A 13,682-nucleotide genomic window follows, 5' to 3' on the forward strand; every position below is an offset into this window, starting at 1 on the left:
CGCGCCGGCACCCTGACCTCAAGACTGACCAAGACACCCGGAGGCCCCCATGCCGTCCATGCTCGGAAAGCGCGCCGTGTCGAGTTTCATCTCGCTGATGGTGCTGATCGTGCTCGTCTTCTTCCTGTCGCGCCTGACCGGCGACCCGGCCGCGCTCTACCTGCCGGTCGATGCCTCCGAGGAGATGCGGCAGAACTTCCGCGAGATCCACGGGCTGAACGATCCGGTGCTCGTGCAGTTCGGTCACTACGTCGCGGACCTCGTGCATTTCGATTTCGGCGACAGCATCCGCAAGGCCCGCCCGGCGCTCGAGGTGGTGCTGGAATCCTTCGTCTGGACGCTGCAGCTGGCGCTGATCACCATGACGCTGGTCACCGCGGCGGCCATCGTGCTCGGCTCGCTCGCCGCCTTCCATGTCGGCTCGTGGCTCGACCGCGCCGCCTCGCTGCTGTCACTGATCGGAGCCTCGGCACCGGACTTCTGGATCGCCATCGTCGGGATCGTGCTCTTCTCGGTGTCGCTGGGTTGGCTGCCGACCTCCGGCACCGGCTCGGTCTGGCACTGGATCCTGCCGATCGCCGTGCTGTTCATCCGGCCTTTCGGGCTGATCCTGCAGGTGGTGCGCGGCTCGATGATCACCGCCTTCGGCTCGGCCTACGTGAAGACCGCGCGGGCCAAGGGGGTGCGCAACCGGCCGATCATCTTCGTGCACACGCTGCGCAATGCCATGCTGCCGGTGATCACGGTGATCGGCGACCAGGCCGCGGCGCTGCTCAACGGCGCGGTGGTGGTCGAGACGATCTTCGGCTTCCCGGGGGTCGGCAAGCTGATGATCGACTCCATCCTGCAACGCGACTTCAACGTGATCCTCGCCGCCATCATGGTCACCGCGCTGGCCATCTTCGTCATGAACCTGCTGATCGACATCGCCTACGCGCTGCTCGATCCCCGCATCCGGACCTGAGGGATGCCGATGACCGACACAACCACCGAGACCGCCATGGCCCGCCCGCACACAGATCCCAAGGAGCCCGGAAAGGCCCGCCGCTTCCTCTCGATGCTCTGGGCCGACAAGTTCGCCTTTGCCGCCGCGCTCTTCCTGCTGCTGATGCTGCTCTTCGCGATCTTCGGCCCGGCGCTGCTGGAGGGTGTCGCCTCGAAGCAGAACCTGCGCGCCCGCAACGCCGCGCCCTTCACGCTCGACCGGGGATTTCTCTACCTGCTCGGCGGCGACGCGCTGGGGCGGCCGCTGCTGGCACGGATCATCGTCGCGGCGCAGAACACGCTGATCATCGCCGCCGGCGCGGTCGCCGCCTCGATGGTGATCGGCTCGACGCTGGGGCTGATCGCGGGCTACGCCGGCCGGACCACCGGCGAGGTCATCATGCGCCTTGCCGACGTGATCATGTCCTTCCCGTCGCTGCTGCTGGCGGTGATCGTGCTCTACATGCTCGCCCCGTCGATCGGGAACCTCGTGCTGGTGCTGGCGATCACCCGCATCCCGATCTACCTGCGCACCACCCGGGCCGAGGTGCTCGAGGTGCGCGAGCGGATGTTCGTGCAGGCCGCGCAGGTGATGGGCGCCTCGAACGTGCGGATCATCTTCCGCCACATCCTGCCGGTGATCCTGCCGACGCTGCTGACCATCGCGACGCTCGACTTCGCCTTCGTGATGCTGGCGGAATCCGCGCTGTCGTTCCTCGGCATCGGCATCCAGCCGCCCGAGATCACCTGGGGCCTGATGGTCAGCCAGGGGCGGCAGTACCTGACCAGCGCCTGGTGGCTGGCCTTCTGGCCGGGCCTCGCGATCATCCTGACCACCATGTCCCTCAACCTGCTCTCGAGCTGGATGCGCGTCGCGCTCAACCCGACGCAGCGCTGGCGGCTCGAGCTTGGAGGCAAGCGCAATGGCTGACCATCTTCTCGAGGTGCGCGACCTGTCGGTGCGCTTCCACACCGCGCGCGGCACGGTCAACGCGGTCAACGGCATCTCCTGGCATCTCGACCGGGGCGAGACGCTGGCCATCCTCGGCGAGTCCGGATCGGGCAAGTCGGTGTCTGCCTCGGCGATCATGAACCTGATCGACTGCCCGCCGGGCGAGATCACCTCGGGGCAGATCCTCTTCGAGGGGCGCGACCTGCTGACCCTTGGCGACGAGGCCCGGCGCGAGATCAACGGCCGCCGCATCGCGATGATCTTCCAGGACCCGCTCAGCCATCTCAACCCGGTCTACCCGGTGGGCTGGCAGATCGCCGAGGCCGGGATGACCCATGGCGAGCCGCGCGACGCCGCCTATGCCCGCACGCTTTCGCTGATGCGCCGCGTCGGCATCCCCGAGCCCGAGGCGGCGATGAAGAAATACCCGCACCAGTTCTCGGGCGGGCAACGGCAACGGCTGATGATCGCCATGGCGCTGGTGCTCAAGCCCGACATCCTGATCGCCGACGAGCCGACGACGGCGCTCGACGTCACGGTGCAGGCCGAGGTGCTCTCGCTGCTCGAGGAGCTGCAGGAAGAGACCGGCATGGGCCTGCTGCTGATCACCCATGACCTCGGCGTGGTGGCCGAGGCCGCCGACCGGGCGGTGGTGATGGAGGGCGGGCGCATCGTCGAGACCGGCACGCCGCGCCAGCTCTACCATGACGCCCGCCACCCCTACACGCGCAAGCTGTTGGCGGCGGCGCCGGGTCGTGGCCAGATGCGCATTCCCGACGAGCGTCCCGCGCCGATCCTGAAGGTGCGCGGCCTGACCAAGACCGGCGCGGCCTTCTTCCGCGCCGGTGCGCGAGCGCGCGGTCGACGTCAGCTTCGGCCTGCGCGCCGGCGAGACGCTGGCGGTGGTCGGCGAGAGCGGTTCGGGCAAGTCGACCATCGCGCGGCTGATGCTGCGGCTCGAGGAGGCGAGCGGCGGCGAGGTGCTGTGGAAGGGCGAGGACCTGCTGACGAAGTCGCGATCCAGAGGCGCTGAAGAAGGAACGCAAGGACCTTCAGATCGTCTTCCAGGACCCGCTCGCCAGCCTCGACCCGCGGATGACCATCGCCGAGATCATCTCCGAGGCCTGGGTCATCCACCGCGACATCCTGCCCAAGGCGCGCTGGCGGGCGCGGGTGACCGAGCTGCTCGAACAGGTCGGGTTGAAGCCCGAGCACGCGGGCCGCTACCCGCACCAGTTCTCGGGCGGGCAGCGCCAGCGCATCGCCATCGCCCGCGCGCTGGCGCTCGAGCCCGAGCTGATCATCTGCGACGAGGCGGTCTCGGCGCTCGACGTGTCGATCCAGCCAGCATCGCCAGCGCATCGCCTTCATCGCCCGACCTTCCGCGCGATCCGCTGGTCATGCAGAAGGGCGAGATCGTCGAGCTGATCATCTGCGACGAGGCGGTCTCGGCGCTCGACGAGATGGGCAAGGGGCTGGGCGCGGGGATGACCGGATGCGCTGTCTGATCCAGTGCGCAGGTCACGGAGAACGCCGGGCCGCGCGCCTGGCGCTGGCGGGCTGAGATGGGCAAGATCCAGGCGCATTCGGGCAGGGGCTCGGGGTGCAGGACCAGGCGACCTTCTACCGCTCGGCGATCCTCGGGCTGGTGGTGTTCATGGCGGTCGACACGCTCAGCCACGTGCTCGACGCCGAGAGCGAGGTGAAGAGCGCCGCCCGCGCGGGCGGGCTCGGCGCCTTTCTCTATCTTGAGGTGCTCGACGCCTCGTTCAGCTTCGATGGGGTGATCGGGGCCTTCGCGCTGACCCAGAACCTTTTCCTCATCGCGATCGGGCTCGGCATCGGCGCAATGTACGTGCGCTCGATGACCATCATGCTGGTCGACCGCAGGACGCTCAGCGAGTTCCGCTTCCTCGAGCACGGGGCCTTCTACTCGATCCTCGCCCTGTCGCTGGTCATGTTCGCGCAGAGCGTGGTGCACGTGCCCGAGGTGGTGACCGGCCTGCTGGGCGCGACGATCATCGGCCTGTCGCTGGTCTCGTCCATACAGTTCAAGCGCCGGAGCGCGTGACCCCAGCTTTCGCGGAGGCAGCAGCTTACGTCTGAGACCTTTGGCGCAAAGCCGGTTGTCGGTCTGCAATGGCGGTGCTCCGGTCACGCCGCCCAATGGGAATGTACGGGAGCATGTCTTTTCGAAACGAGGTGGAAATTCAGAAAGACTGGCGAGCATGAGAAACCCGAAGTTCGCGCCTGTTCGTCCGCCGGCCGCCATGACCGCTTGTGGGCGCTGATTTGTCAGCGGGTCAAGGTGACGCGCTCCTTACTATCGTAGCGCCGTGCTTCATGTTGGGACCCGTCTGAAATGATAGTCCGGTCGGGTGCGGGTCTTGACGAAGGTCAATGAGAGCCTGCAAGCGGTTATAAGTACATAATTCTCATTACAAGCGAAAGAACAAATATCGAACATTTGCCTTGCCGCGCCCCACTTTGGGCATCTATTCACACGACAAGTCTCGGGCAGAAGCTAGCGCAATCTGCCTGGGGTTGAAATCTCCCCTTGCCGAGATTCGCTCCTATCCCTGACAGTGGGAAAGCGGCTCACTTGCATCGAGCGCAGCGCAATACTCGCCGCGCTAGAGCCACTCCAACATGTCCCCGCTGCATAGTCACACGTCCCACGCTGCATTAGCAAAAGTGGGAAGAAGAGGTATAGGTCGTCACTTTCCCCTTTGCCAACTAACGTCCATACGCCGGGGAATATCCATGTTGCCAAGCTCGCGGTTTATTCGAACCCGCTGGCGAGCTCTTTAACTGTCGCTCTCCGCTCGAGTTGCATATTTGTGACAGATTTAACTGCCGTTCGATCCATATTTCGCTTCTGGGGTGTCACTCGCCAGTCTCGTGCTAGCAATCGGCGAAATATTGCCGGTCAATTGCCAGACCAGCAGGTTATTGCAAGCTCACGAGATCCGAATGACTACTGCTTTTCGTATCGTAATTGGTGGATTGTTCGCTTCCGCCCTTCTGTCGCTTCCCGCCAATGCCCAATCAGAATGTGTTGGGGAATATGCCGCGCAAAAGCGCGATCTCGTCAGCGGATTTGCAACCGCCGGAAAGACGGCAAGACGCCTGACAGCGCGTCTCGACGCGCAGGAGATGCGCATCGGAAAGCTGAGTGGGAAGACAGGCGTCGAGCTGATTCCACCAGCCCCAGAGCTTCCCGATATCGCGCCACTGCAAAGCGACGAGGTCGCTGGCTGCACCGAACCCATGGATGCCGAGGCCTCCCGTCTGGAGGGACTGACCAGAGATCTCGAAACCTTCGGCGCAGCGCTCCAGTCCCGCGAGGCCGTGATCGCGCAGATCGAGGTGGGCGAGTTGCCCGCGCGCCCCGTCGAGACCTCGCCCGCGACCACATCGCAGGCTCCCGAGGGCGTGCAGGCGGAAGAGCCCGAGACGGCCGTCGCACAGCCTATGCCCGCAGACGAGACGCCGGCCGACGCCCCCGCGATCGAGACAGTCGAGACCGTGGAGGCGGGCGAAGCGGAAAGCTCAGATAAAACAACGGCCAAGGAGCCAAGCGCACCAGCACAGCCGCTGCTGACACCCACGTTCACTCCGCTGGCGCTGGAGGATGCGCCGGACCTTTTTCAGAGGGTGATCGCGCTTCCCGGAATGATGCTCAGGCCCGAGCCCGGCGAGGGCGAAGACGTGCAGGCTCTTCCGGTGTTCTCGGTTCTCTACGTGTTTGAACGCCGTGACATCGCCGGCGTCTCCTGGCTGCAGGTTGGCGGATCGCTGACCGACGGTCCGCAGGGCTGGGTCTCTTCCGAGCGCGTCCTCGACTGGTCGACGATGCTGGTCATGCAATTTGCGCCTCGCGGCAAGCGAAATCCGGTCCTGTTCTTCGACAACGACGGCTCCCTTGTCGACATGATATCCGGTCCTTTCTACCAGACGGAGTCAACCGCCCTTTACCAGAGCCTGATCGACGAGCGCGCCAAGATTGCCGATGACCCCGCGCACGAGGCGCAATGGCCGACGCAGCTGATTGCGGTCGAACCCGAAACCGCAGTGCGCTTCGATGACCGCCCCTACCTGCTTCCCATCCTCGATTGGCGCAGCGAAATGTTTGACGGCACCGTCGACACCACACTGGTAAAGGTTGCCGCGGTTCCCTCCGCGCTATCCTCTCGGATCGGGACCCGCGACGAAGCGAGCATGACAGCATCAGCGACGGCCGCCGCCCTCGAGGACGATGAATTCAGGGTCGGCGTGGTTTTCGCGATCGACACCACGATTTCTATGCGACCATTTATCGAACGCACCTATCAGGCAATTCGGGGTTTCTACGACGCTTTCAGCCGATATGAGACGTCGCAATACGTCTCGTTCGGACTGGTGGGATTCCGCGATACGCTTGAATCCAATGGGGACGCGCTTGAATACGTAACCCGCGTATTCCAGCCGCTCGATCCTGAGGTCCCGGTCGCGAGCGTGCTGAGCAACATGGAGCAGATGCGCGAAGCACGCGCGTCGAGCCTCGGGTTCGCAGAGGATTCCATCGCCGGTCTCGTCGATGCCATCGACCAGAACGACTGGTCGCCCTACGACGCGCGGCTCGTGATCCTAGTCACCGACGCCTCGGCACGGACCGACGCGCGCTCGAAATACCCGGACATGTCGCTCGAGCGTCTGCGCGAGAAGGCGCGGTCGCAGAACATCACCCTTGTTCCCATCCACCTCCAGACTCCGGCGAACAGCAAGGGAGACGCGGAGGTCGCGCGTGCGCAGTATCGCGTCCTGTCGCAGACCGGCGACCTGTCGGACGAGAAGTATATTCCGCTCGACGCCACCACCGACGAGGCCTTCGCGCGCGAACTGACGGCCATGGCCGAGAAGATCGCGGCACAGATCATGGTGGCCAACGCCGGCATGGTGGTGCGCGAGCCCGACGAGATGGAGCCTGTGCCCGAGCCGCTGCCCGCCACTGCGGCGCCGCGCGCGCCCTCCGAGGGACGCCTGGCGGAAATCGTCGGCAATGACATCTTCCGCGCGCAGCTGGAAAGCCTGGGGCGGGTGGAAGGCAGCGCCGCGCCTGCATTCCTGGCGGGCTGGGCCTCGGACCGCGACCTGTCCAATCCCGAAGTCGAGACGCTCGAGGTTTCGGTCTATCTCACCCGCAACCAGCTCTCGACGCTGGACAAGCGCCTGAGCGAAATCATCGGCGCCTTCCGCGAAGGCGGCTCGGACCCGCAGACCTTCTTCGCCAACCTCCAGTTCCTTGCCGCCCAGACCACGACCGACCCCGACAGCCTGCGCCAGGGCGACCGCGCCGCAATCGAGGCGATCCTGCCGGGGTTCCTGAAAAAGCTGCCCTACCGCAGCCAGGTGCTTCGCCTTGACCAGTCGTATTGGGCGTCGATGTCCGTCGCGCAGCAGCAGGAGTTTATCGAAGCGCTCGAGTCCCGCCGCCGCATCTACTCCGACCTCTTCGGGCAGACCGAGATCTGGGCTGACTTCGGAGCGGGCGATCCGGGGCTGGAAGCGACGCCGGTCCGCCTCGTGAACCTGCCCTGAGTTACGACGACCGGACATGACCCACTATCTTGAACTTGACGGCCTGGCGCTCGCCAGGCCGCCCCGGGCCGGCAGCCCGGGTTACCGGCTCGACGTGTCGGAACTCCGCATCGCACCGGGCGACCGCATCGGCATCGTGGGGGTCAGCGGCTCTGGAAAGAGCACGCTGCTGGATCTCATCGCGCTCATTCGCCGCCCCGACGAGGTTCAACGCTTCGCGCTGATGGGTACCGAGGTCAGCCCGTGCCTGACCGATGGCAGATTGGAGGCACTGGCTCCGCTCCGGGCCCGATCGGTGAGTTATATCCTGCAGGACGGCGGTTTGCTTCCCTATCTGACGGTCGTTAGCAACGCGCGGCTGGCCCGGCGGCTGGCCGGCTCCCGCGAGCCGATCGAACCCTATGCCGCGGCCCTGGGCATCGCCGCCCTGCTCGGCAAGCTTCCGATGGCCCTCTCCGGGGGACAGAGGCAGCGCGCGGCCGTGCTTCGCGGGCTTGTCAGCGGCGCGCCGATCCTGCTCGCGGACGAGCCGACCGCGGCCCTGGACGACGCGAACGCCCAGGCAACCATGGCGCTTCTTGCAGGTCTTCCAGAAGACCGCGCGGTGATCGTGAGCAGCCACCAGGAAGCGCTCCTGCGAGCAAACGGGTTCCGGCTGATGCGATTGTCCGTGCACGATCACGGCGACGGAACAATCTCTACTTGCCTTGCGGACGCGGCATGACCCCCGTGGTGCTCTTGCCGATCCTCGCACTGCGCGACCTGATCCACGGCTGGCGCTCGGCCCTGTGCCTGATGTCCGCGGTGGCCGTCGCGATCCTGCCGGTGCTGCTCCTGGGTGGGCTGGGACAGGGCGTGGTCAACACGCTGATCGACCGCCTTCGCTCGGACCCGAGAATACTCGAAATCCGGCTGCACAGAGACCTGCAGCTCGACAGCACTTGGTTCAGCGCAACCGCAGAGGACCCGCGGGTCGGTTTCCTCCTACCGCGCGCGCGGTATCTCGCGTCATCGGTGCGGATGCGCGGGGCGGATTCGAAGGCGATGCTTGAGCCGAGGCTCGTGCCCAGCGGCCCGGGCGATCCGCTGCTTGGGACTCTTCCCGCGCCAAGCGGTCTGGCCGAAACCGTGCTGACCGAGCGCCTCGCGCTGTCTGCCGGCATTACGGTTGGCGACATGGTCACCCTGACCATCCTGCGCCAGGTCGGCGAGCGCCGCGAAAGCGCCACCGCCGACGTCCGGGTGATCGGAGTCCTGCCGCGCGACCAGCTCCAGAGCGACGACATTCTCGTGGATCGCGCGCTGGAAACCGCGGTCGAACGCTGGCGCGAGGGCTTCGCGGTCCCTGAACTGCTCTGGGAAGGCGCGCGAGAGAGCCGCGCCGAAGACGCGGCACATCGCAGCTTTGCCAGCTTCAGGCTCTATGCCCGCGATATCCGCGACGTTCCGGGGCTGCGGGATGATCTCATGCGGCAAGGTCTGGATGTCGCGACCCGCGCCGAGGAAATCGAGACCGCGCTGGCGGTCGAGGCCGGGCTGGGCTGGGTGTTCTCAGTGGTGACGGTGCTTTCGGTCCTCGGCTTCGTGCTGACGCTCGGGCTGCACCTGGCGGCGGCCGTCCTGGAGAAGGCCCGGGAATTCGCGCTGCTTCGACTCCTTGGCCTTCGGGCCCGTGCCGTGGCCCTGCTTCCGTCGTTGCAGGGCGGCGTGATCGCGGGAACAGGCGCGACGGTCGCCTGCCTAGGTGCCTGGGCCGTCCAGCCCATTGTCAATGACCGTCTCGCCGGGCTCGGGGGACTCGAGGGTCCGATGATGGTCCTGACCGTGCCGAACCTGCTGGCCGCGGTCGCGCTGACCGCGCTGGCGGGAGCGCTCTCGGGCTCCGTCGCGGGCTGGCAGGTCGCAAGGATGCAGGTTGCGGAGGGATTGCGCCGTGACTGATCGCCTCATGCCGCTTGTCGCCCTTGTCCTGGCGCTCGCGATCGCCCCGTTGCCCGCGCGCGCCGCGGCCTCCCCGGTATCGGACGACTGCCAGATCGACGATCCCGCGGCCTGGAGCATGGCCCGCACCGCGCTGATCGCGGCAGGAGAGAAGGACCTGAGCCGCATCCCCTGCCCCGAACCCGCCGCGCCCGGAACGCTTCCGGTCGAGCTGAGCCTGCCGATGCCCTGCGGTCGGGCGATGCTGTTCCGCAGGGTCGACGTGCCGGCGCGCAGCGGCCTCGACCAGGTCAACGGGCGTTTCGGGCAGGTCATCGACATCGATGCCGAAACCCCGCAGTCGGTCCTGTCGAACAGCCCTTGGAACGCCCCCGTCTCTGGCTCGTTTCCGCTGGATGAAGGCGGCAATCCGCTCGGGTCGGACGAGCTGACCGAGATGGTGGCCCGCGGTTACTACCTCGCGAAATACGAACTGACGGTGCCGCAATGGCTCGCCTTCGACATGGGTCTGCTTTCGGCGCAACCGGCCGAGGCCCTGGCGTCGGACGCCGCGGCTTGCGCGGGATACAATGCCGCGCTTTCGGAAATGAACCTTCGGCAGATCGAGGCGAAGGGTGGCCTGTCCTGGTTCGATGCCACCGACTTCGGCCGCGCCTACAACAGCTGGCTGCTTGCACTGGACCGCGCGCGGCTGAGCGCTTCGGAGCAACCCTTCCTGCCCTGGAACCAGGGCGCCACGGGATATCTGCGGCTGCCGACCGAAGCCGAGTGGGAATTTGCCGCCCGCGGCGGCTCCGCCTTCGCGACCTCGCAGGCGCGCGGTCTGCGGCTCTACCCCGTCGCGGGAGCAGACGGCCAGCCCCCACGGGACCCGGCGCTGGACGAGGTCTGCGCCTCACCACCCCGCTCCGACACCCCGAAACTGGGCGCCGTAGGCACCAGACTTCCGAACCTCCTTGGGCTTTACGACATGCTGTGCAACGCCGAGGAGATCGTCTTCGATCTCTTCCGTCCGACCCGGCCCGATGGGCTTGGCGGGCAAGTCGGGGGCGTGATCACCAAGGGCGGCTCTTCCCTTGTGGTCCGCGAATCCAACACCATCGGCCGGCGCAGCGAGGGAGCCGCCCTGTTCACCCTGCAGGGCGAGGGGCGCAATCCCGCCATGGGCGCGCGCATGGCGATCGCGGCACCGGTCTTTGTCGGACGCCGGGATCAGGGCGCCGCGCCGGTCGAGGGCATGGCGAACAGCGCGCAGGAAGCCGAGCTCATGGCGGCCCGGCAGGCGATGCTCGAGGGCGGCGTCTTTGCCACCGGCGATACCACGAGCCTGACCGAAGAACTTGGCCGCCTCCGCAAGGAACTCAGCAACGGCGCCCTCTCGCGGGACGAATTGCAGCGCCAGACCGACGCGTTGCAGGTTGAGCTGGACCGGATGAACGTTGCGCTTTCCGAAAAGGAGCGCGAGGCGGTGCGCTTCTCCATCCGTTCGGGGATCGTCACCGGCAATCTCATTGACCGGATCGGACGCAACATCGGCATCGCCCTGTACCAGCGCGCGCGCCTCAGCCGCGAGGCCGCCGAGGCAAAGCTCCCGGCGGCGGACCGCGAGAGCCAGGACACGCGCATCCTGACGCTCCTGGCCGCGAACGAACAGCGCATTGCTGATGCCTACGATCTTTACCTGCAGGTGCAGAGCGACCTGGCATCGCGACCTGCCGCGCTGGTCGACGCAGCGCTCGCGGATGTCCGCGCCGCCTTTGCCGCCGACGACGCGCGGACACTGAGCGGCAGCCTCGACCTTCTGAACGCCCATCTTGCCGACCTTCGGCGACAGCGCGGCCAGATCACGCAGGGCCTGCGCGACGCCTGGCTGTTGGCGCTCGATGCGACCCGCGCCGAGCGGCTGGCCACCTACCCCGATTACCCGTGACGGTTTTGACAAGGAGAATGAGACAATGACTGCCCCCAAGTTTGCGCGCCGCTTGCTGCGACTTCCCGCCGTTCTGGCGATCTCGGCCATGGCGCTGCAAGGCTGCTCGCAGAACATCGCGATCGACCCCAAGTCCCGCGATACCGCGGACTCCTGCGGCGCCTATTATGACACGATCACCGCGGCCCGTTCGACCGAGATCAACAAGCAGATCAACAACGCCATGGCCGGCGCGGTGGTCGGTGCGCTTCTCGGCGCGGCGCTGGCCGGCAACGGCAACCGCGGCCAAGGCGCGCTGATGGGGGCTGCGGCGGGCGGCCTTGCCGGCTACGCAGGCACCTATCTTGACCAGAAACGAGCGCGCTCGGCAGACCAGAGGGCGCTTCTTACGTCGATCGACGGGGATGCCCAGGCCGAGAACAAGCTGGTCACGGAAACCGGCAAGGCTGTGATCGGCCTGCGCCAGTGCCGCGAACACCAGCTTGCGGACCTGACCAAGCGGGTGCGCGCCGGCAAGATCGACAAGACCACGGCTCGTGCAGAGCTGGCCAGCCTCAAGCGGCGCATCGCCAATGACAACAAGGTGGTCTCGGCCTCGTTCAACGGGATCAACCAGCGTGTAGATGTCTACGTCGATGCCAGCGCCGCCGCGTCTCAAGTCGACCGCGCAAGCTATCTCGCGGGCAAGAATGCCGGAGCGGCAGCCCGGGCCGCGACGCCGAGCGTGACGGGTGTTGCAAGCAACCTGACCGCGCAAAAGGCCGCGGACCAACGTATCCGTGCGAGCCTCGAGGCCGACGTGCAGGCCGTCGAGAAGCTGCTCGGATGACAAGGGGTGCGCGCGGCTTCCGGCGCGCAGCGGTGCGGGGCTTCGGCCCCGCACTCGCGGCGCTGTGCGTTCTCATTGCGGCGCTGCCTGCCCGCGCCGACCTGCCGATCGAAATCATCCGGGCATTCGGCCTCTCTCCGCCGGTGACGTCGGGGCGTGACATTGCAGATGTGCAGCGCGACCTGCTGTGGATCGGCCACTATCAGGGGCAGGTCGACGGCCTGAGCGGGCCCGAGACGACCACCGGCGTCCGCGCGTTTCAGACCAGTATCGGGCACCCCGAGACGGGCAGCCTCGACTCCGAGGAGCGCGCGATCCTGACCGAGCGCGCGAGGGCGACCCGCGAAGGGATCGACCTGCAGATCGAGGAGTCCGACTGGACCGGCATCCGGATGCCCGTTCCCCGGGGCTATGTCGGCCCCGGCAAGGTCGATGGCAACGACCTGCTCGATATCGACTTCGCGGGCACGGCGGCCGTGCCCTTCGGCATCCGCCAGATGCGCATGGAGAACTCGGCCGGCACGATCAGGGCCCGCGATCTGGCCCGAAGTGTCATCAAGGGCGAGGAGGACTCCGAGGTGCTCAGCGCCGGCGAGGCGCAAGGCGTCGGCTATTTCCTGACCCGGGTGGATGACCTGAAGCTCTTCGCCATCATCGAAACCCGCCAGGGCGAAACCAGGTCGATCATCATTTCGGCCTCGGCGTCTCAATCGGGACCGATGATGCCGGTTATTGCCGAGGTCCTCGAACGCACCGAGCTGTTTGCGCGGGCGGGGGTCCCCTTCGGCGACGTGCAATGGCGGGTGATGAGCGGGGACTACCCGGGAATGGAGGGCCGCCCCGATTGGTTCCGCAGCATGACGGCCTCGGGATCGGGGTCGCTTGTCTCGACCGAGGGGCACGTGCTGACGAACCACCACGTGGTGGCCGGGTGCGACCGCATCACCGTGCAGGGCCAGCCGGCGTCGCTTGTCGGAGCAGATGTGCGGCTCGATCTGGCCCTCGTGCAGGTTCCGCGCTTTACCGGGCGCGAGCCCATCGCCTTCCGCGAAGACGCCGTCGTGCTGGGGGAGCGGGTCATCGTGCTGGGCTATCCGGTGTTCAGCGTCACGCAATCGCTGAACGTCACCGAGGGGCTCGCCTCCAGCACCGTGGGATTCGAGGGCAGCCGGCTTGGCCTTCAGATCTCGGCCCCCGTGCAGCCGGGCAACTCCGGCGGCCCGGTGCTTGACGGGCGCGGCCGGCAGATCGCGGTCGTGGTCAGCAAGGCCGGAGCCGGACTGCGAACACTGGTCGGTGTCGAGAACATGGCCTGGGTGATCCGCGGCGATGTCGCCACTGAATTCCTGCGCCGGTACGAAATCAGATACCGGAGCGCCACCGGTCGCGTGGAAGGGCGTGGCCTCACCACCGCCGAAATCGCGACGCGCCAGCGTGCCCAGGCGCTGCGTGTCGAATGTCATTGA

General features: G+C 66.7%; 8 protein-coding genes and 2 pseudogenes. All 10 read left to right on the forward strand.

Annotation, left to right across the window (positions count from 1 at the left end; genetic code table 11):
- The first annotated feature begins 49 nt into the window (after positions 1 to 49).
- Positions 50 to 964 carry an ABC transporter permease gene (locus tag PVT71_RS24755; protein WP_353476167.1) on the forward strand — a complete coding sequence of 305 codons (915 nt, stop codon included), beginning with the start codon at positions 50 to 52 and terminating at the stop codon, positions 962 to 964.
- A gap of 36 nt (positions 965 to 1,000) precedes the next feature.
- Positions 1,001 to 1,915, forward strand: coding sequence for an ABC transporter permease (locus PVT71_RS24760; protein WP_353476282.1), 915 nt, complete (start codon positions 1,001 to 1,003; stop codon positions 1,913 to 1,915).
- A pseudogene (locus PVT71_RS24765) lies at positions 1,908 to 3,280 on the forward strand (ABC transporter ATP-binding protein); the annotation flags it as partial. The gene PVT71_RS24760 and the pseudogene PVT71_RS24765, both read left to right, overlap by 8 nt.
- Positions 3,281 to 3,557: 277 nt before the next feature.
- Positions 3,558 to 4,007, forward strand: a pseudogene (locus tag PVT71_RS24770) (DUF475 domain-containing protein); the annotation flags it as partial.
- Positions 4,008 to 4,909: 902 nt separating this feature from the next.
- Positions 4,910 to 7,516: a hypothetical protein gene (locus PVT71_RS24775; RefSeq protein ID WP_353476168.1), complete on the forward strand. Its 2,607-nt coding sequence runs from the start codon at positions 4,910 to 4,912 to the stop codon at positions 7,514 to 7,516.
- Positions 7,517 to 7,532: 16 nt separating this feature from the next.
- Positions 7,533 to 8,240 (forward strand): ATP-binding cassette domain-containing protein, encoded by a 708-nt coding sequence (locus tag PVT71_RS24780; RefSeq protein ID WP_353476169.1) that lies wholly within the window; start codon positions 7,533 to 7,535, stop codon positions 8,238 to 8,240.
- Positions 8,237 to 9,457, forward strand: coding sequence for an FtsX-like permease family protein (locus PVT71_RS24785; RefSeq protein ID WP_353476170.1), 1,221 nt, complete (start codon positions 8,237 to 8,239; stop codon positions 9,455 to 9,457). The genes PVT71_RS24780 and PVT71_RS24785 overlap by 4 nt, the downstream gene beginning before the upstream one ends.
- On the forward strand, positions 9,450 to 11,387 hold the full coding sequence (locus PVT71_RS24790) for an SUMF1/EgtB/PvdO family nonheme iron enzyme (RefSeq protein WP_353476171.1): 1,938 nt from the start codon (positions 9,450 to 9,452) through the stop codon (positions 11,385 to 11,387). Before PVT71_RS24785 ends, PVT71_RS24790 begins: the two co-directional genes overlap by 8 nt.
- A gap of 25 nt (positions 11,388 to 11,412) precedes the next feature.
- Positions 11,413 to 12,216, forward strand: a complete 804-nt coding sequence (locus tag PVT71_RS24795; protein ID WP_353476172.1) for a YMGG-like glycine zipper-containing protein — start codon at positions 11,413 to 11,415, stop codon at positions 12,214 to 12,216.
- Positions 12,213 to 13,682 carry a serine protease gene (locus PVT71_RS24800; RefSeq protein ID WP_353476173.1) on the forward strand — a complete coding sequence of 490 codons (1,470 nt, stop codon included), beginning with the start codon at positions 12,213 to 12,215 and terminating at the stop codon, positions 13,680 to 13,682. The genes PVT71_RS24795 and PVT71_RS24800 overlap by 4 nt, the downstream gene beginning before the upstream one ends.

Origin of the sequence: Salipiger sp. H15, from assembly GCF_040409955.1 — a bacterium.
Classification (GTDB): domain Bacteria; phylum Pseudomonadota; class Alphaproteobacteria; order Rhodobacterales; family Rhodobacteraceae; genus Salipiger.